This window comes from Methylomonas sp. EFPC1 (assembly GCF_016925515.1).
GTDB classification, from domain to species: Bacteria; Pseudomonadota; Gammaproteobacteria; order Methylococcales; family Methylomonadaceae; genus Methylomonas; species Methylomonas defluvii.
On record NZ_CP070494.1, the window covers coordinates 3010802 to 3030786 of the forward strand.

Annotated in this window: 12 protein-coding genes; 8 read left to right on the forward strand and 4 right to left on the reverse strand. The window is 45.5% G+C overall.

Annotated elements, in window-relative coordinates:
* The first annotated feature begins 66 nt into the window (after positions 1-66).
* The 8 genes from JWZ98_RS13935 (at position 67) to JWZ98_RS13970 (ending at position 11695) form a co-directional block, all read left to right on the forward strand.
* On the forward strand, positions 67-489 hold the full coding sequence (locus tag JWZ98_RS13935; protein ID WP_205450485.1) for a putative toxin-antitoxin system toxin component, PIN family: 423 nt from the start codon (positions 67-69) through the stop codon (positions 487-489).
* Positions 486-740, forward strand: coding sequence for a YlcI/YnfO family protein (locus JWZ98_RS13940; protein ID WP_205450486.1), 255 nt, complete (start codon positions 486-488; stop codon positions 738-740). The genes JWZ98_RS13935 and JWZ98_RS13940 overlap by 4 nt, the downstream gene beginning before the upstream one ends.
* A 37-nt stretch (positions 741-777) precedes the next feature.
* A complete protein-coding gene (locus JWZ98_RS13945) occupies positions 778-1713 on the forward strand; it encodes a DUF4007 family protein (RefSeq protein ID WP_205450487.1) in 936 nt (311 codons plus the stop codon).
* Complete coding sequence (locus JWZ98_RS13950; RefSeq protein WP_205450488.1) at positions 1713-5102, forward strand: hypothetical protein; 3390 nt, start codon at positions 1713-1715, stop codon at positions 5100-5102. The genes JWZ98_RS13945 and JWZ98_RS13950 overlap by 1 nt, the downstream gene beginning before the upstream one ends.
* A gap of 4 nt (positions 5103-5106) precedes the next feature.
* The gene (locus JWZ98_RS13955) at positions 5107-5928 is read left to right on the forward strand and encodes a phosphoadenosine phosphosulfate reductase family protein (protein WP_205450489.1); all 822 of its coding nucleotides are present in this window, start codon (positions 5107-5109) and stop codon (positions 5926-5928) included.
* Between the two features lie 76 nt (positions 5929-6004).
* Positions 6005-7180: a cysteine desulfurase family protein gene (locus JWZ98_RS13960; protein WP_205450490.1), complete on the forward strand. Its 1176-nt coding sequence runs from the start codon at positions 6005-6007 to the stop codon at positions 7178-7180.
* A gap of 178 nt (positions 7181-7358) precedes the next feature.
* Entirely contained in the window at positions 7359-9731 is a 2373-nt protein-coding gene (locus JWZ98_RS13965; RefSeq protein ID WP_205450491.1) for an ATP-binding protein, read from the forward strand.
* Positions 9728-11695, forward strand: a complete 1968-nt coding sequence (locus tag JWZ98_RS13970; protein WP_205450492.1) for a hypothetical protein — start codon at positions 9728-9730, stop codon at positions 11693-11695. The genes JWZ98_RS13965 and JWZ98_RS13970 overlap by 4 nt, the downstream gene beginning before the upstream one ends.
* Positions 11696-11843: 148 nt before the next feature.
* Here JWZ98_RS13970 and JWZ98_RS13975 read toward each other — a convergent pair whose 3' ends face one another.
* From JWZ98_RS13975 to JWZ98_RS13990, 4 genes are all read right to left on the reverse strand, one after another.
* A complete protein-coding gene (locus JWZ98_RS13975; RefSeq protein WP_205450493.1) occupies positions 11844-14447 on the reverse strand; it encodes a DNA phosphorothioation-associated putative methyltransferase in 2604 nt (867 codons plus the stop codon).
* A 346-nt stretch (positions 14448-14793) separates the two neighbouring features.
* The gene (locus JWZ98_RS13980; protein ID WP_205450494.1) at positions 14794-17289 is read right to left on the reverse strand and encodes a DUF6531 domain-containing protein; all 2496 of its coding nucleotides are present in this window, start codon (positions 17287-17289) and stop codon (positions 14794-14796) included.
* Between the two features lie 152 nt (positions 17290-17441).
* Positions 17442-18023, reverse strand: coding sequence for a cohesin domain-containing protein (locus JWZ98_RS13985; RefSeq protein WP_205450495.1), 582 nt, complete (start codon positions 18021-18023; stop codon positions 17442-17444).
* A gap of 751 nt (positions 18024-18774) precedes the next feature.
* Positions 18775-19974 carry an IS91 family transposase gene (locus tag JWZ98_RS13990; RefSeq protein WP_205450496.1) on the reverse strand — a complete coding sequence of 400 codons (1200 nt, stop codon included), beginning with the start codon at positions 19972-19974 and terminating at the stop codon, positions 18775-18777.
* Positions 19975-19985 lie beyond the last annotated feature (11 nt).

The window sequence follows — 19985 nt, forward strand, 5'->3', positions numbered from 1 at the left end:
ATAGTGAAAGTTAATCACAGTTAAAGCGCTTTTACACATGACAGGCAATGTGATATTTTCTATGATATGAGATACGTTTTAGATACCGATGTTATCGTTTCTGCTTTGCGTAGCCCAACAGGGGCATCTGCGGCACTTTTACTAGCAGCGTTGGATGGTTTGTTTGTTATGGTTGCCAATGTACCCTTAGTCGTTGAATACGAAGCCACCTGCAGTTTAGCGGAACATCAACTGGCTGCCGGCTTAAACAAACACGAGGTGGGCCAATATTTGGACGCTTTGGCCGCATTAGTCGATCCTGTTGAAACACATTTTCTGTGGCGTCCTAGGCTGCGCGATCCAGCTGATGAAATGGTATTGGAGGCCGCAGTAAATGGTAAAGCCGATGCTATCGTCACATTCAATCACCGCGACTATGGAACTATACCTAGAGATTTTGGAATCGAAATTCTAAAACCCTTTGAAGCCCTTAAGAGGTTACAACAATGAGCAATACTAGTACTTACCCGCTACGTTTACCGCGCTCTGTGAAAGCTGCCGTTGAAAAGCTAGCCAAAGAAGAAGGCATAAGCCTTAACCAATTTGTGGCGACAGCTGTAGCTGAAAAGTTGGCCGCAATGAATACCGCTGCGTTCTTTTCGGAAAGAAAAAATCGGGCTGATTTCGATGCATTTAAGAAAATTTTAACCCGTGAAGGCGGGCAACCGCCTCGAGCCGGCGATGAACTTCCAATAAGCTAACTTAGCTTTGGGCGTAGTAAAAAATCAGGTAATGTGAATGTTAAATTTTGTTTACAGTGGGCATCAGTCCTTCGCGCTAAGAATAAGCTGGTTACCCAAAGCTGTAGCAGCAATCGAGAATAACATTGATCCATTTGGTAATCCTAGAGAAGGAATGAAACATCTAGGATTAGGCAAAAACATGGTAGAAGCACTGGAGTTCTGGGTTAAAGCAAGCGGTGTTGCCCAAAAAACGAAGGCGCAATGGGAACTCAGTGATTTCGCAACTAAAGTGCTGTCGAGACAGGACGGCCTAGACCCTTTTCTTGAAAATCAGCAAACACTATGGCTATTGCATTGGTTTTTATGCCGTGGCTGGGATGATGGAGAAACAACGATACGCCCTTACGCGTGGCATTTTTTGACCAACGTATTCCCTGACGACGAAATGGTAGCTACTGAAGTTGTTGATCATTTCGCCGGAGCTGTTTCTACTCAAACTAAGCCGCTTTCTGCGGTCACGCTTCGTCAGCATTTCGATGTGTTTATTCGAACTTACGTTGCCGGTGAAAGCGACGTATCCAAGGGTACACCCGAAGATACTCTTGACAGTCCGTTAGCAACCCTTAACCTAATTAAGCGATATGGAGAAAAAAAATTTCCCAATGGTAAACGCGAAACAATTTTCCGCATTGACTGCGGACCAAAGCCTTCTTTTTCAATTGGAGCATTTCGCTTCTGTTTACAAAGCTGGTGGAATCGCTCACATCCAAATGAAAAGCAACTAACTCTAAGGGATATTTCCTTTTCAGAAGACAGTCCTGGTCGGGTTTTTCGTCTGCCGGAAACAGATATTTATGCGCGACTAGTTGCACTGACCCAGAATCACCCGCACGAATGGAGGCTAGTTGAATCCCAAAATCAACGTGGTATTGAAAGGCTTGAGAAAACCAATGCCGATCTGCTTTTGAAATCTATATACGAGCGAAAATAATGGGTCAAACTCAAGACCAACTCTTAAACGCAGATACTGTAATTAATCAATCTACAGTTGGTAGCTTGATAAGGCTTAACTCTCGTTTTAGGCGCTCAGTTCAGATCGAATTAGACCTGCATGACAAAACTTCAACTGATAGCTACGTTACTACAGATTTTATTAGGAATTGTTTTAAACGGATAAGCGCATCATTCAACCAGGATAGTGTCCAGAGAGCATGGCGTCTTACAGGCGACTACGGTAGTGGAAAATCGGCCTTCGCGCTTGCCGTCGCAAAAGCGGCAGCTGGCAGAGAAGCCGAATTACCGACAGAATTACAAGGCATTATTTCTGGACACAACTTGCTACCTGTTATTGTTACAGGTGATCGAGAACCTTTAACCAAAGGAATAGGACGCGCTTTAATCAGTCAGATTGAAGGCCTAAAAAAAGGCGTTCTACCTGAAACGACTGAAGATCTGTTAACGCTTCTTGAACAATCACGTCAAATTGCGGCACAGAATGAAAAAGCTGGTATTTTGCTGCTTTTAGATGAACTAGGAAAAAATCTCGAATATTCGACATTTGACCCGCGAAGCTCCGACGTCTATTGCTTACAACGCTTAGCAGAAACTGCTTCAAGAAGTGAAGACCGTCCTTTCATCTTACTAGGAATTCTCCACCAAGGTATTGCCTCCTACACTGCTTCTTTAGATGCAGCCACTCGACGCGAATGGGATAAAGTCGCAGGTCGGTTCGATGAAATCATCTTTGCCCACCCTATTGAGCAAACCGTTCTGCTGTGCGCAGAGGCATTAAATATTGATGTCGATGGTTTACCCTCGAAAATTGTTCAGGAATCAAGAGAGGCAATGCAATGGGCGGTTCGTTCCGGTATGTATGGAACCACTTCAGCCGAAACACTGGTCGAACTTGCTCCAAGACTGTTTCCTCTTCACCCAACAGTATTTCCCCCGTTACTTAATTTATTGAGGCGATTTGCTCAAAACGAACGATCGCTATTTGGATTCTTATCAGGCTACGAACCTCGAAGTCTCCAGGATTTCTCAAGTATTAGCGTTACTGAGCCTAAATTCTTTCGCTTGGCAAATCTCTATGACTATGTTAAGGAAAACCTAGCGCATACGATGACAAACGGTAGAGCTACGCATTGGCGAATTATCGAAACAGTCATCCGTCAGTCTCAAGACATGGTAGCAGAGCATACTGCGCTCTTAAAGAGCATCGGCATTCTCAATCTAATTGATGATGACTCGCTGCTTGCGACACAAGACATGCTGACCAAAGCGGTCGGTCAAGGACAGCCCAAAAAGCTGAAGAGCGCATTACAACACCTTGAAGCTAAACATGTTTTATACGAAAGAGGTTCCGTTCGAGGTTATTGCCTTTGGCCGCATACGAGTGTCCATCTAGCGGACTGCTTTGAAAATGCGCGACTCCAGTTAGGAGAACCGACTAATTCCATGCGAATGGTTGTGTCGCTTCTCACCCCCCAAACGATTGTTGCCAGACGCCACTATGTCGAGACGGGGAATCTTCGCCATTTTGAAGTGCAATTCCACCCGGCAAGTGAATATGAGCGACTTTGTACAACCGGAATAAAACCAACGACCGGTCTTGAACCTGATGGATATATTCTTGTTCTTCTCCCCGAAAATGATCGAGAGTCTATAGTAATCACTGAAAAGCTTAATAATTCTTCAACACCTCCTGGCTCGAAAATCGTGGTGGGATTAACAAGACCACCAGTTGAATTAATCAGTGCAGCAAATGATTTAAGATGCTGGAAATGGGTTAATGAAAACGTAATGGAATTGGCTGGAGACCAATTCGCACGCCAAGAACTTAATTCCCAAATCATTAATGCGAAGAACCTATTAGACAACCGACTGGAAAAATTAACAGGTTTAAATAGCGGCGACATGACATCAATTAATTGGTTTTGGCAGGGCAAGCCATTCCAGGTCGATGCGAATGGAATTGGGGCAAGTCTCTCAGCTCTATGCGATAACATTTATTCCGAATGCCCGATTGTCACCAATGAACTCATTAACCGCAGGATCACTAGCTCGGCGGCTTCACGGGCACGAACACTGCTAATAGAAGCTATTTCTACCTATCCGGATAAACCAATTCTGGGAATGGATACTACAAAAAATCCCCCGGAATTAGCTATCTATCTATCCGTGTTATTAGCCGGCAATGTACACACTCTTAATCAAGATAAATGGTCGATTGTTATTCCAACCGAGCAAGATGACATTGGAAGGCTCCGCCCGGCTCTGCTGACCATTGACAAATTATTAAAAGACAATGACGGCCAACGGATCGACATTCCTCGCATTTTTGTTGAACTCCGCAAAGAACCGATTGGTGCTCGCGATGGAATGCTCCCCTTACTCTTGGCAATTTATCTGGCTGCATGTTGGCATCAGACGGCTGCCTATGAAAATGGCACTTATCGGCATCGTCTGGGGGGCGAAGAATTTAAACGACTCATTAAGGAACCGGAGCATTTTGAGCTACAACACTGCTCGATTGCCGGTGTGCGCCTGGAGTTATTTCATAGTTTGAGTACTGTACTAGGGCTTACTCCGTCTGACAGCCCGGAAGTTCTCGATCTGGTTCGGCCATTAGTTAAATTTGTTGCAGAGGTTCCTGAATATTCACGGAACACGAAAAAACTAAGCACAGAAGCCTTAGCATTACGAAAATGTTTACTTGAAGCTCGAGAGCCAGGCAAACTGGTTTTTACGGATATTCCAATTGCCGCAGGTGTTTCAATAGATGATTACGATACGCTTGCCTCTAAGCTTCCTAAACTAATTGCTGAGATTCAAACTAGCTATGATATGTTGCTTAATAGAGTTGCCTCAGCCATTACCGACTCATTCGAAACTCATGTTTCTATTGAAGAGCTTCGTTCAGAATTAATCGCGCGATGTGCGGCCATTTCCAACAAACTTGCCGAAGAGGAACTCAAAAGTTTCGTACTTCGTCTTGGAGATGCTCATCTGAATCATCGGCAGTGGTTGGAATCACTTGCCAATCATTTAAGTCGAAAATCCGCGGCACGATGGAATGATAATGACGAAGATACTTTTCATCAGCGTCTTGGCGTTTTAGCTAAACGAATGTTACGCGCGGAAGCTGCCAACTCGGATTTTATTGGAGACATTGGAATCCAAGATGCCGAACGAGTTGTCCGTCTAGCGTTAACCAAGCCAAACGGTATTGAATCTACTCGCATGCTTCATTGGTCGGAGTCGGAAGAAGAACAAGTCACACAATTGGAAACGCAAATTACTAGCCTAATTCAGGAGCATGGTCGCGCGGGCTTAAGTGCTGCAGTCCGTGCCATCTGGAACCAATTTCAAAAAAGTTAAATTTATGCCCGAGTCAATAACCCAACCAGTCCGCCACATTCTTAGCCTCTCCGGCGGCAAGGATAGTGCCGCATTGGCGATTTATCTTAGAGACCGTATTCCAGACATGGAGTACATTTTTCATGATACTGACAAGGAGCTACCAGACACCTACGAATATATTGATCGTCTTGAGGATTACCTTGGAAAAAAGATTGTTCGCACAACATTCGGGACAACTTTCGATGATCTATTACGAATGTACGGAGGTATGTTGCCCTCAAATCACCGTCGGTGGTGTACCAGAGCAATGAAGTTAGAACCTTTTGAAAAATATATCGGGGACACTAATTGCATTAACTATGTTGGCATTCGTGCCGATGAAGATCGAGTTGGCTATATTAGTCACAAGCCCAATATCAAAGCAGTCTTTCCATTTCGCGAAGACGGTATCGATTATGAAGGCGTACAAAAAATTCTCCGTGAATCCGGCATTGGTATGCCCCCCTATACCGAGTGGGGCCGAACACGATCAGGCTGTTTTTTTTGTTTTTATCAGCAAAAGATTGAGTGGGTTCGTCTAAAACAACAATATCCTCACCTATATGAAGAAGCGAAAGCTTACGAAAAGCCAAACCGAGTCAACGGCAATATCTTTTATTGGTGTAAGGACGAACCTCTTTCAGAGCTTGAAAAGCCAGAGCGGATCGCGGAAATTATTAGTAAATGGGAGATGCAGCAAATCCGTCAAAAGCAGAATCAGAAAAACCTCCCGCTTGTAACGACTTTAGCTGGACTGACCGTTGATGAGCAGCCATCCTCTGGCTGCATGATTTGCCACCTGTGACGCCAATAAAACCTTCTTCGTTAAGGATACGAGTATATGTTCAGTTCAGGATCAGTCAGTTAGCAAAACTCATAACATGGAAAAACCAATAGTCTTTCTCGACAACAATTCGACTACCCGCGTCTTAGCAGAGGTTATCGAAGCCATGCAGCCTTATTGGGCTGAGGCTTATTTCAATCCAGCTTCTGTTGTCGGCGAATTGACTGGTTGCATGAACCCCATTTACGAAGCCAAACAAGCACTCTGCGAGGCTTTAAATGCTAGCGACCCTTCTGAGTTCACTTTAACTTCGGGAGCCACCGAAGCAAATAATTGGGTTTTACGTTCCATATTGGATTACGAAACGGAGCATAGAGGCAACACGCACTTCATCGTGTCGGCAATTGAACATCCCTCTATTCTTGAAACTGCTCTCGCTATCGCACGCCATCCTTTAATCGATCTCACATTAGGCGCTGTTAATTCGAACGGTGTGATTGATATAGAGAACATCGTGTCACTTATTCGGCCAGAAACACGTCTGGTATCAATTATGTTAGCCAATAACGAAACTGGCGTAATTCAGCCGGTGGGCGAGCTAGCTCAACAAATAAAAAAAGAATACCCGGAATGCCTAATCCACACAGATGCAACTCAAGCCATTGGCAAAATTCCTGTTGATCTATCTAGTGAACTGAGTGCGGTTGATTTTTTATCTCTATCGGCGCACAAATTTCATGGCCCCAAAGGCGTCGGCGCTTTATACATACGCCAAGGTCGTTCCTTAAAGCCACTTTTGCTTGGTGGCGGCCAACAGGAGGGACGTCGAGCCGGAACTGATAATCCTGCTCTTGCGGCGGGCATGGCCACTGCCTTACGAAAACTAACGTCTGTGCTAGGTAATCAGTTTTCTGCAATTGCTTCATTGCGCGATGATATGGAAACACAAATGGAAAAAATTATTCCAGGACTTCATATCCTGGGAAAAAGTGTTAAGCGCCTTCCCAATACCACACTTGCTATTTTTCCGAACATAGATGGAGAGCTATTGGTTCATCAACTGGCAGAGCATGGGATTGCCGTCTCAACTGGATCAGCTTGTGCTCAAGGAAGTGATCGTCCATCGCATGTTGTAAGTGCGATGGGCATCGACTACGAAAAGGCTAGGAATGCGATTAGAATAAGTCTTTCTCGATTTACAACCGAACGGGATATATTCTTTTTCATTAATAGTTTTTCGAAAATATGCCAATTGGCCTGCAATAGTAATTGAGATCGAAATAAAAAATCAAGGCATATATAAATTATTCAAAACTATTTTTAATATTTCTCAACCACTTAACGAGTTTTGAAGTTTTGAGTACCTAGACTATGCCTATTTTATATTTTTATTCACTTCACTTCTATATGAAACTTTGTGCATTAGAGTTCTTCTCTCATAGGCGCTACTCATGTCTTTTCTAATCTCTGCCCAAACAATTATTCATCTTGGATCAGATCTAATAACATCGGATGCCGTTGCCCTATATGAGTTAATAAAAAACGCAATTGATGCTAAATCGAAAAATGGCGTTGACGTAGAGTTCTTAATTACCATACTTAAAGCTGATTTTTCGGCATTTTTGGATGAGGCAAAACAATCGACAAGTGCATCTCTAAATATACTAAAAAAATCACTTTTAGACAGAATTGTTAAAGATGCGCCTGATGATTTAGTAAAAAATTTTAAGGCCAGTATTTCGAAGGCAACAACAATAGAGCAGTTAATTAGGTATTCTAAAGCTGCGTATCGTGATTGCAATCTAATCATTGTTAGTGATCGTGGTCATGGGATGAGTGAGGGGGATATTAAGGCTAATTTTCTCACTATAGGAGCCTCAAATAGAAAAAAAGCAGTAGAAGAAGCTGTACAAAACGGAAGCAGCCGTGCACCTTATCTTGGTGAAAAAGGTGTTGGTAGGCTTTCTGCTATGAGGTTAGGAAAAAAACTAAAGGTCCAGACGGCTACAGCGGATGATAAACGATTTAATATATTGGAAATTGATTGGGGTAAGTTTGAGCAAGCTTATGACAAACCAGCTGACAGCATCCATTTAGAACCGACCAAGGGCGATATTAAACAACAAGGCTTCGAGTCTGGAACAAAAATTATCATTTCGGATCTACAGTCATCTTGGACGCGTGAAACTCTCCAGAGTGTTGCAAGTGATCAGATAGCCAGAATGATGGATCCTTTTTCATGGTCTGAACGACGTAGATTCCAGATCCGTCTGACATATAACGAACAGAATGTCGACCATAATCGTGTTGTTGCTAAAGAACTTTTGGCTAATGCTCACGCATCTTGTATAGGTCGGTATGAACTGACGGATAATGGCCCAAAACTGACAATTACAATGGAATCTAAGTTGTACGACGGGCAAAATTTGCAACATTTGTTTGATCTAACCGACTTGATTTCAATGACGGGCCTTAAAGATTCTAAACAACCAAGTTCCATTCTTTCATCGCTTGGACCATTTCAATTTGAGTTTTATTGGTTTAATAGGCAACGGCTTCGTGGTTTTGAAGGTGTGGGTGATCGCGAAGAAGTTCGCAAGCTTGTCAAGAATTGGACCGGAGTATGTTTGTTTCGAGATGGTTACCGAGTGTTACCTTACGGTGATGAAGGAGATGACTGGCTTGGGCTTGATAGAAATGCCCTTGCTGCTGGTGGATATAAACTCAATACTAAGCAAATTATTGGGCGAGTATCGATTGGTCGAACAACAAATTCGAAGCTGCTTGATCAAACTAATCGGCAAGGTCTTATCGATTGCCCTGAAAAGTCTATATTAATCGAATTGCTTAATAATATTGTGTCAACACGATTGCACGATTATTTAAATGAAGCTAGCTTGGCAAAAAAGAGCAAAGAATCAAGTTTCGATGCTCAACAAGCCTCTGCAGTAATTAACGCACTCGAAAATCGTGCTAAAAATTCCATTCGAACAATTCGGACTCGTTATCGTGTTGATGAAGCACTGTTGCAGGAGGTAAAAGATGCTTTCAAAGAAATCAAGGATGCTCATGAAAAAGCGGTTGATAGAATCAATGCTGTTGAGGAAGAAAAAGAACGTCTGACACAATTAGCTGGAATTGGTCTAATGACCGAAGTTATTGCACATGAATTGACTAGGGCAACTGAGCGAACCTTATCAGAGTTAAAGTCTATCGGTAAAATAGTGACAGAACCAGGCTTAACTTCCAGTGTGCATGTTCTTCGCCAACAAATCCAAGTGATCCAAAAGCGCCTAAAAGTGCTCGATCCACTAACTATTCCTTCAAGACAGCGTCGTTCTAGTCATAACTTAGTGAAAATTGTTCAAACCATTATGGAATCACATCATGATCAGTTTTTACGGCATAAAATAACCCCAGAGTTAACATTTACTCATAAAGATATCATTGCTTTTATTATTGAAGGCCATGTGGTTCAAATAATTGAAAATTTGATTACAAACTCAATATATTGGCTTGATATTTATCGCCTTGAACATCCAATGTTTAATGCGAATATTTCAATATCCTTGTTAGATGATCCACCTAGAGTTCGTATATCAGATAATGGTCCCGGAATTCCTTCTGGTCGATCAGAATCTGTTTTTGAGCCTTTCTTTTCTACAAAACCCATGGCGGGATCTAGGCGAAGAGGATTAGGGCTTTTCATTGCAAGACAAAATTCAGATATGTTGGGTGGCTCTCTTGAATTAATCGAGTTAAGTCGTGTACATGCTGATCGATTCAATACATTCGAGTTAATATTAAAAAAGGAAGCTAAATGAATTTGGTTGCCCATTTGCAAGATGCAGGAATAAATTTTGTCCACATTATTGATGATGCTTTTGATAAATTTCCAATGAATGGATTATCAATAGATAAAGTGCAATCCTTCCTTGCTGAACTTGAAGAACCTCTTTTCGACGATCTCTGCAAAGTCCTAGATTTACCTCAGGCTATGGAAGATGACGTTATTGAAAAGCTTGTTCAGGTTGAAGGCTGTAAGTGCTTATATGAAAACCGAGAAAAATTTGGGGTTATAGCTGATACTCTTTTCGAAGACTTTACTTCAAATCAAGTAGGTGAAAAATCTCACATTCAGCCCCTTATTGATTTTCTGGTCAGAACTGGAATTCAGTATAAGGAATTTGGTAAGGACTATGATCCAACTGGCATAACTGAACCAGACATAGTATTTGTTGATCTAAAATTATATGAAAATAATATCAATATCGATGAATGTGCTAACGTAATAAAAAAACTCCGAAATGTCCATGCACTTGCTAGCCCGTTAGTGTTCTTAATGTCTAGTTTAGATACTCGTCTTCCTGATTATAGGGAAGATTTCAGAAAAAAATCCGGACTATTTCAAACAGAGTTCGAAGCCATTCCGAAGAAACTATTTGGCGATCAAGATGACTTTGCCTTATTTCTGCGTCAACACGTTAAAGTTCTTAAAATTGTAAGAGAGTTAAGAACTTCTGTTAATGGTTGGAAGGCAGCAATTGATACTGCAAGTGGCAAACTTAGGGATACTCTTATGGCCATGGATTTATCAGACTATTTTGTTCTTTATAGCAATACTACGTCAACTGAGAAAGTTGGACTTGGTACATATATGACAGAACTCCTGTTGGAATATATACAACATGAAATTGAAGAAACGGAAGAGGTTTGGAGGTTTGCGAAATTTCTTGACGAATGGGAGCCCAATAAGATAACCAAAACAAGATTTAGTTTAGAGCCAATTGTAGGGGAATTGTACTCCGCAAACATGTTGCATGCTAACAGGCGTATTAAGGCAGAAGATGAGCGAAGTCTTGGTCCAAAAAATGGCTTTCTAAATTTGGGAGATGTGTTTCTATGTAAAAAGGAAATTAGTCAGGAAAATATTACGAAAGCATGGGTAGTTATCTCACCAGTATGCGACCTAGCGCGTCCTGATGAAATGTTGAAGCGTAATGCTTCCGTATTGTTGTGTGAAGGTGATGTCAAGAAGTTATTGCCATCTATGGTTCCACAACAAGAAGATGGATTGCCACCAACTATAATTAAGTATCCAGCAATCGATGGAATCCAATATATTGTGAACTGGCGTAAGAAGAGGCCTCATACTTGGAGTATGAGAGATATTAAACGGTTAAGTGAACCAAAATTTGCTAAGTGGGTGCTAGCTTGTCGCCTACGCCCCCTTTATGCTCTTCAGATTCAACATGCAGTTACGGCAGATATTAGTCGAGTAGGCGTACAAAAAGCCCCCCACTCATATGTACCTCACGGTATTGAGGTGCTGATTGCAAATGGAAATAAGTGGAAAATGCTGATCGATAAGCATGTTTCCAATCCTCGTGCTGGTGCTATTTCAGAAAATAAAAAAGATCGTAAAGCGGCTTTTATTCTTTCTGACGATCTCATCCGCGAAACGTTATGCCAATTGCGTACCTTGTTAAGTGAACAACCTGAGAATGAATATGCAACCTTAATAAACGAATTAGTTTCTATTGATGAAATAGATACAAGCCTTGTAGCTTTTGAACACAATTGGTCTGATAGCTCTAAAGAACAAAATAAAAATGCAAAACCAGATGCACATGCTGTATATCCATTAAACCATTTAGTCAATCAGAAGCTAAATAAGCTAATAATTGTAGCCTTACAGAATCGCTCAGAGCATAATAAATATTGTGTTGGTTCTACTAGAGACGATAAAAGCCAAGCTTTGTTAGTTTTTAAATATCTAAAGCTTTAATGTTAACAAGGCTGCCGCTTTTCGCTAAGCTCCAGTTTATGTGGTGTTTGCGATAATTTTTCGATAAAAAACAGGTATATAAGCTGATTTTCTGCCATCAAATAATTATCCAAGATTGGACTGATCTTGCCAGGGAATGCAAAACGAATCAGTTCCTTCGTATTCTTGGAATAAGTCTTCCCATCTTACCTTCATTCATCTCAACAATTTGGCGAGAATTTTCATCGCCATAACTCAGATGTATGGGCTTATTTCGCCCATAAATGTAGATCCGATCAAAGGGTAAATTCTGACTAATCCACTGAACCACCTGTTCCATATCCTCATCTTCCACAATGAAATCCACCGCAGCACCTAGTCGCGAACAAATCGGCTGTCCATTTCTATTAAGTTCATGGGCGGCATGTTGATCCAACTTAGGGGCAATACGACCTTTGATCTGCCTAGCTAACTCATGAGAGCAGAAACCATACGTTAGCCTAATCATGCCAAAATAATCTATAACGGGATCAAGGATATTAATGGCAAGTTCATATAACGCATTGTAGCTTTCCGGTTCCTTGGGTAAATTGGGAAGGCCCGTGCGAGTCTGAGTTTCGCCGCATTCAATCAATTGTCGAAAAGTAAAATAGCGACCACAGGAAGTATCAATATCAGGAATGGATAGACTACGGATTAGACGAAACTCTTTGACTTCCCAACGTGCTTGAGAAAGCTGGGCATCAAATTCACTTGGTTTTGGACCATAGCCACTGAAGTTGAGCAAACCAGCTTTTTCTAATGATTCCTCAAAAGCTATCTGCTCAACATAGTGCGGAAATTCTTCGTTTATGTAACGTGATTTACAATAAAGATAGGGCGGTTCAAAACTATCTTCATAGTCGAAAACATCCAAATCTTGTTCACGTAGTTTGATTTTGATGCGTTGAAGCATTCGTGGCAGAGGTTTACCAGTGAAGTCATCGAAACTCACCAGAGTGAGCTTACCAGAATGTATGTGAATTTTGATTAAATCAGCACTAGTCGCGTCACCATATAAACGAAGACCGCAACCAACATAAGTTCTCAATACTGGTGGGAGTTGAACAATTAGCTCGGTTGGCAAGGTAAGAGATTCACTATCTTCCAGCCAGCCAACGCCATGCTCGGCAGCATCACGGCAAGCTGCATCGATATTGTCTGTTTTGCCGGCAGCAAATAAAAGTTTCCGGCCAAGTTCCATTGCGTCGCGATAGTCACCAAAAAAAACTTTTACGTCATTTTGTAAGCGGCTTTCCTGGTGGCGATAAGGCTTACGCCGTTCAAATTGTAGCTGGGCAAAATAAACGCTTAAATCGTTTATCCGCGACTGACGGGCGGTTTCGAGCATCTTCTCAGCGTCGTCTTTTCTGGATTTAATGAATCGAAGTGCTGCCGGTAGTGAACCAAAATTGGCGGATATGGCAGACATATTCAATATGAATTGGTTGGAATCTCCTACCGTTTGGCCATCATCCAAAGTTCGAGTAGGATCGACAGGAATTTCACCTCGATCTGGATCGCGCCCCAATGCGAGGCACATTTCCCATAGAGATTCTAATAGCGCATAGTGCTGCTGGTATTTTTCCTCAGCCTTGTCGTGCTGCTTCGGTTTTTCGGGTCGGGATAAGTGGGCTAGTCTAAGAATATTCCGTCGATTAACCTGACGTCCAGCCATAAAACGTTGTTCGGAAGCTTTATCCTTGAACACATAAAAAATGCCAGGACCCACAGGTATCGGTTCTTCATCCAATGCCTCTGATAGATAGCCGCGCAACTCTCCTTGAGTAAAGTACTTCTGAAATGTGTTGCGAGTGGTTAGCACTCCATCGCCATATGGCCTTCCGCGTACAGTGTCTGGATTGGCCAACATAGCCGATACGACCAATAGCCCATCGGTTAAAGAATAGGCTCCCTGCAAAGCATCTAAACGTTCGATCGGATTTTCGATAACATTGATGACGAAACCGAGATTGACGATATTTGCAGTTCGCTTCTTTTCATTTGGCGCGAAATACGGATCCCAACCCGTCGCGTCAATACCATTCTCTCGCAATCCACGCAAATCGTCTCCCCGACCACAGCCATAGTCAAAAAGAGATTTTGATCCATCAAGCAAACCGAAACGTGCCAGCGTTTGAACAGGTGCTGAAAATCCATAGCGGGTTAAGGCTGTAAGATGTCGATCAACACCTCTAAAACTTGCAACTTGAGGTTCGCCGCTAAAATTTGATTCTTCGTTACCAATGGGAACTAATTGATGATCAACAACACGATAGCCTTTTTGCATCAGCAATGCATTCCATGCTTGCAGAAAGCCTATTCGGGCTGTGTCATCGAACATGCCGATTTGTTCGGCTGCTGTAGTCAATGCTTCAAACTGGGCATAATTTGGATGATCAACTGAAAGTAATAATTCCTTCCGATGCAAAATTGGCGGATTTAGAGAATCTTGGTAAGTTCGAAATCGAAATGAGCCGTTTTCGATATCGACAGTCCAGTAACACCGAAGAATCGGAAAGCTCTCTTCAAAGAAACCTGGGTAATTCAATAAAGTAATACGAGACTCATTTTGGCTCAATTTTACGACATTGAAATCATAGCCAGACTTTAGTCCGGCTATAACCACTGCTGAGTCAATAGCTTTCTGTTTGGTCGAAACTAACGTTTGAATCGAATCAATGTGTAAATACAGATTGCCGGAAACTTGTTTGCCTAGCTCTTTTGTATGCACCCCAAATTTCCTTCCAACTTTTGATATTGGCTAATTTCGAGAGCTCCATCTGTAAGCTCTAAATTGGCAAGAAAGTATATTACAGGGGGGAACTCATAAAAATAGTTTCACATTGAAATCGTCTAAGACCAAACGGAGCGGTACTACTTATATCCGGCAGTACTTGCCATTGCACATCAATGGCCTACTACAAAACTTTGAAGTCGACGCGCTTCCCCAGCACTTGCAGTATGTCGCCCAGCTTACCCGAAATTCTGCATAACTGGCGTTCTGTAGAAACTCCGCCTGGTCCCAAGCTTCCTGCTCGGACAATTTCACCGACAAGCATGTTCTTTCGGTTTGGCCGTCATCTTGAACCGGCCTTATCGGCGTTTTGAGATGAATCGCTTTCATCCGCAACTGATTCGTCTTCGGGAATGACTTCCGGCTCATCCTGCAGTCCAGATTCTTGCCGTGCCAACCGCACCTCTTCACCATGCCCTTGCGCATAAGCCGCCCGGTGCGCCTGCCGTTCTATGGTGACAATTCGGTTCGCCAGGCGCTGCAAACGTTGCTGCCAATGGTAGCGAGCTTCCGCGCAATGCTTGTTGTCGATGACCTGGCAAAGCCAAAGCGTGTCCATGACGATCATGAGTTGGTCCAGTAAGCGAATCAACTCGACAAACTGCGCAATCTGTGGCGAGGCGATGCGGGCGACAAATTCGGTGGGATGGGTATAGGTTGGCGTTTCGGTTATACCGTTGTCGGCTTTGAGTTTTTCCAGGCGAGTTTTTTCCTGCTGAAGTTGCGTGGCACAATCGGCAATGCGTGGCCGTTGAACAGCTGCCGGAACCGGATCATTCGGTACGGCAATTGAAGAAAGAACAAGCGGCCATGCGGGTTTGCCGGGGATTGGTTGAAGCCTACCGTTGGCATCCAGGCGGTATTCGATGCGATTGCCGCCACTATCGCCAACCCGAATCAAGCGGTAGGCATCGTCGTAAGTCAAGGCCAGATAGCTGCCGTCGGCCTCGATGATTTTCACGACCTGCCCCATCGCATCACGTTGATATTGCGTCAATACACCGCCAACCTGTTTACTGATTACCCGGCCGCGCGCATCGTAAGTCCAGCGTGTTTCCAAGCCGTTGGCGTCTCGTATGCTTAACGGCCGCCCATTGGCATCGTAATCCAGAAATTCGCTACGCTGCCCCAAGGCATTGTCTAGCGTTTTTAGATTGCCCGACTCGTCGTAGCCGAAGACCGTAATGTCCTCGACATCCTTGCGTGGGCCGTCGATGGAGGCCAATAAGCCGTTCTCCGTATAACGGTATTGCCACTCTCGGCTTTGCTCGCCGTCACTCTCGCTGCGCCAGATCAGTCTACCGTCGTCGTAACCGAAGGTCGTGGTCTTGTCCGGCGCGGTTATCGATACCGGCAAACGCAAGGATTTGTGCCATTGTGTGGCAATGGTCCGTTCGCTCGGGGTTCCCGCCGCCTCGGTTCTGAACAATTCCAAGCCGCTCGTATCGCGCCGATAACGAGTGACGTTGCCGTTAAAATCACTGGCTTCGGCCACGAAACCGTTGGCGTCGTAGCTCAGCGTCTTATACCCCAGATTTTTGGCCGCAACTCCGCTAACCGAGCTGGGTTTGACCATGTCGAACTGATGGGCGAACTGGTAAACGTGGCTGTTGTTCATCGCGTCGGTGACCTGGCTGTCGCCGTTATCGAGATAAGCCACGGACGTCAACTCGGCGCCGCCCGCGTGCTGGGAGGAAACGGCGCGTCCTTTGGCGTCGTAACTCCAGCTGGCGTAGCGTTTGTTGTTTTCATCGACGATACCGGTCAACGCATGGGGAAAATTTGCGTCTTCGTAGACGTATTTGCGTCGGCTTAGATCGGGGTAAGTCACCGATGCCAAATTGCCGTTGGTGTCGTAAGCGTATTTGTAAGCCTTACCATCGGGAGCCGTGACCGTGGTCAAGCGCCCGCTGGCGTCATAACCTAGGCTTAACGCATGACCGAAGTAACCGCCGATTTTGACCATGCGACCCAGACCGTCGTAGCTCAAAACCGTCGGCTGGCCTCCGCGCAGCCTGACCGACAACAAGTGGCCATCCAGGTCGTAGGTTTCGCTTGCATCGTCGTTGGTTACCAGCAACCAACCGGTCTGCCGACCATTGTCCGCGACCGGATGCAAACGATCAACGACATCAGGATCGGCTTGCCAAGCGCCATCGCTTTGTCTACGAAAGGTCTCTCTACGCCCGTCAGCACGCGTCGCCACGACTTCACCTGCCGCCTCATCGTAATTGAGGGTTGCCGACCAATTGCTGCGCCAACCACCAAGAACCGGCGTGTGATTGGCCTGACTATTGTAAAACCGCGTGAATTCCAAACCGGTGTGGGCCGGGGCAGAGAAGTCAGTTTCCGTCTGAAATTTATTGCCGGTGGCGGTATCAATCGGATTGCCCTCGCAAGCCTTCGGGCAGTCGGCGGCTCGGCCGAGGTTTTTGGGGGCCGCGACTTTCTGAATTCGCAAACTATCGTCGATGTTGCACCCCTGAAGACCAGCTTGTTGCCAATGCAAGGCAAAGTTGTCCTGATCGGCTTGGGTATTGGTATCAGTCCACGTGTAGTAAGCGACGGCGACCGGTATGCGCTTGCCATTATAGATACCATTGGACAGACCGGTACCGAAACTCAACACACCATGCGCGGGCTGAGTAACAACACTGAAACTGCCCGTTCCAGCGGATTCTCCGGTCGAGGTGTAATAACAGCCCCAGCCCGCAACCTTGGTCGTGGTGTTTGCCGAGGCGAACAGGGTATCCGCTTGCGCTAAGTATGGTAAGTTCAATAGGCACAGCGCTAGCCCATATGCCGCCAGACTTTTTCCGCGTTTGAGCGCGAGGCGACTGTAATAGAATGTCAATAATCGATACATGGTAATGTCCTCTTAGGCTTTGCCTATTTAGCAAGGCGTGATCAAGATCGGTTGGAAATTGGCAATTAAACCGTTTTGCGCCGAACGCAAAACGGCAGGAGTGAGGTCCCGAACAGCCAAAAACTGGCTGGCAGTGGCACGCCGGCAATGCTGACCGTAGCTGATTGGCTTGTGGCACTCAAAAGCTCGCCATTTTGATCGGACAAGCTGTAGAGGTTGAGACGTAGTTGAGAGCTACCCATGGACAAGGCGGTGAACTGCAAACTAGCCAAATCGAAACGCTTGGCTTGGCGGGCTCGCAATGTTTCCACATCGTCCATGGAAAATGCGATCAACTCAACCAGACCGAATTCCGGCAGCGTGACTTGATTGAGGGCTGGCTCGTTCCAGAACAACTGGTCACCCAATAATGGGTCGCCGAAGGTCAAGCCCTCGAAACGCAGCTGGTAAGGATCATAGGAGAGTGCTAGATCATAGGCACTCAAAGCCTTATCCTCAGCTAGACCGCTGAAACCGACTGCGATATTGACTGTTTCGCCGGGAACGGCTCGCTGGACTAAAGGAGAGAGGCTAATCGCCACGTCGGCAAAGGCTTCCTGGCTAGATAACAAAAATAGACATGTCACAATAGAGCTGGTGATTCGCATGGGTTCGTCCTTTTTCTTTTAAAGCGTGCCGCATTAAGCTGTACGCAGGTGAATGACAATTGAGCGGCAAGCCCGCTCGTATGCTTATTCGGGATAGAAACCGGACGGTGGGTTGAAAAAATGGAGGAAAAAGCTCGGCGTGGTCAGAAAATCAGGCTATCGCTGGCTCAGAATGAACTTACAACAAAGAAGGAATTATTTAGTGCTTGTTCGGCATGCTTAGCTTGTGCTTGGCTTTATTGCATAGTTCCTGGGCCAAACTAACTTCCGCAACCAAAAGTCGTTGGGACGCCGATTTTGGTCGAGCGACCTCAGGGACAAACGGCCTCGCAATTGGATGACAGCTTTGCGGCCATGAATCTGAAGAGCCTACGGTCACCATTGTTAAGGGTTGTCGGATGCCTGCCCTTCACCGCATGACTGTGCTGCTGTGATAAACCGCCGTGGGCAGGCGTCGGACAAGCCCCGAGGGAGGAAACCGCGGGCTACGCAGCGGAGAGTCAGGATGGGTGACAATCTATGGGGATTTGAATAGTGGGGCTGCCTGCATACTGGTTAATTAACCCGTTTGCTCGGTCATGATAGAGCTTCTTGCGTTGGTGATGGAGACGGATCTGCCCTCTGTGGTCGCTTTTTCGTGACCTCATTGGCCCATCATCAGTGATTTTCCGGCATCTGGCCAAGCCTTTCCGTATCGGCTTTGACCGATGCCTAACGCGATGGGGGTTTGAGGTTGGGCTGGCGTGTTCGCTCATGGCACACCTCTCTGGGGAGATGGTGCCCGAATCAGCGGTTTGCGCGCCAAGATTTCAATGATGATCATCGCGGCTCCGCAGTCCGGGCAGACGAAGATAGGCTGAGCTGCTTTTTCCGGTGTCTTAGCCATAGCCTCCTGGGATTCGGCCTGAGCAGGTCCAACCTTTAGCAGTTCGCGCACCTGGGTTAGATAGTCTCGCCGCCTGGCATTGGCAAGCAGCCCATAATACCGGATACGGTGAAGGCCGCTGGGCAGCACATGCAACAAGAAGCGACGGATAAACTCGTCGGTGGTGAGCGTCATAGTTTTATGCCGCGTCTTGCCTTTGGCCCGGTAATCTTTCCAGCGGAAGGTAACACCCCGCTCGTCGAGAGCAATCAAGCGCGAGTTGGCAATGGCCACGCGATGGGTGTAGCGCGACAGATAGGCTAAGACGGCTTCGGGACCGGCAAACGGGCGTTTGGCGTAAACCACCCATTCGCATTTTCGTAGCGGTACGAGCCATACGGCGAAAGCCGTCGCATCGGAGAGATGGGCATACTCACCGAAGAACTGGAATTGTCCTGTCGCATGTGCTTTGCTCAGTTCTTCCAGAAACCGGCGTCGAAACAGCCGTGACAACACTCTTACCGATAAAAAGAAGCCGCGCTTGCAGTTAATCCAGCGCTCACCGTCCAGCGATAACCCGCCGCCCGGCACGATACCATGCACGTGTGGATGATGGGTTAAGGCCGAACCCCAGGTATGCAGCACCAGTGTGGCGCCGATTTGAGCCCCCAGATGTTTGGGGTCAGCGGCAATCGTCCGTAATGTCTCGGCGGCGATCTCAAGCAGCAAACCATAGATGATCGTTTTATTGTAATAGGCAATGGCGCTGATCGGCGCCGGCAAGGTAAACACCACGTGGTAATACTCGACAGGCAACAGATCGGCCTGGCGGGCTTCGAGCCAGCGTTTGGCCGCGCTGGCCTGGCACTTCGGGCAATGCCGGTTACGGCAGGAGTTGTAGGTGATATCTTGATGCTGGCAAGCGGGGCAGCACAACACATGTCCACCCAATGTCGCAGTGCGGCACTGTTCAATGGCGGACATGACTTTCAGCTGGCCCAGACTTAAGTGAGCCTGCTGAGCTTGTCGCCAAGCGGGACCGTGGATGCGGAAAATATCCGCGACCTCAAGCGCAAGCCGCCCCATGGGCGTACTCG

What these genes read in the sequence shown, in the direction of transcription:
- JWZ98_RS13970 (WP_205450492.1), top strand. Translation starts at nt 9,728, where the DNA reads ATGAATTTGGTTGCCCATTTGCAAGATGCAGGAATAAATTTTGTCCAC.
- JWZ98_RS13950 (WP_205450488.1), top strand. Translation starts at nt 1,713, where the DNA reads ATGGGTCAAACTCAAGACCAACTCTTAAACGCAGATACTGTAATTAAT.
- JWZ98_RS13960 (WP_205450490.1), top strand. Translation starts at nt 6,005, where the DNA reads ATGGAAAAACCAATAGTCTTTCTCGACAACAATTCGACTACCCGCGTC.
- JWZ98_RS13945 (WP_205450487.1), top strand. Translation starts at nt 778, where the DNA reads ATGTTAAATTTTGTTTACAGTGGGCATCAGTCCTTCGCGCTAAGAATA.
- JWZ98_RS13940 (WP_205450486.1), top strand. Translation starts at nt 486, where the DNA reads ATGAGCAATACTAGTACTTACCCGCTACGTTTACCGCGCTCTGTGAAA.
- JWZ98_RS13985 (WP_205450495.1), bottom strand. Translation starts at nt 18,023, where the DNA reads ATGCGAATCACCAGCTCTATTGTGACATGTCTATTTTTGTTATCTAGC.
- JWZ98_RS13965 (WP_205450491.1), top strand. Translation starts at nt 7,359, where the DNA reads ATGTCTTTTCTAATCTCTGCCCAAACAATTATTCATCTTGGATCAGAT.
- JWZ98_RS13990 (WP_205450496.1), bottom strand. Translation starts at nt 19,974, where the DNA reads ATGGGGCGGCTTGCGCTTGAGGTCGCGGATATTTTCCGCATCCACGGT.
- JWZ98_RS13955 (WP_205450489.1), top strand. Translation starts at nt 5,107, where the DNA reads ATGCCCGAGTCAATAACCCAACCAGTCCGCCACATTCTTAGCCTCTCC.
- JWZ98_RS13935 (WP_205450485.1), top strand. Translation starts at nt 67, where the DNA reads ATGAGATACGTTTTAGATACCGATGTTATCGTTTCTGCTTTGCGTAGC.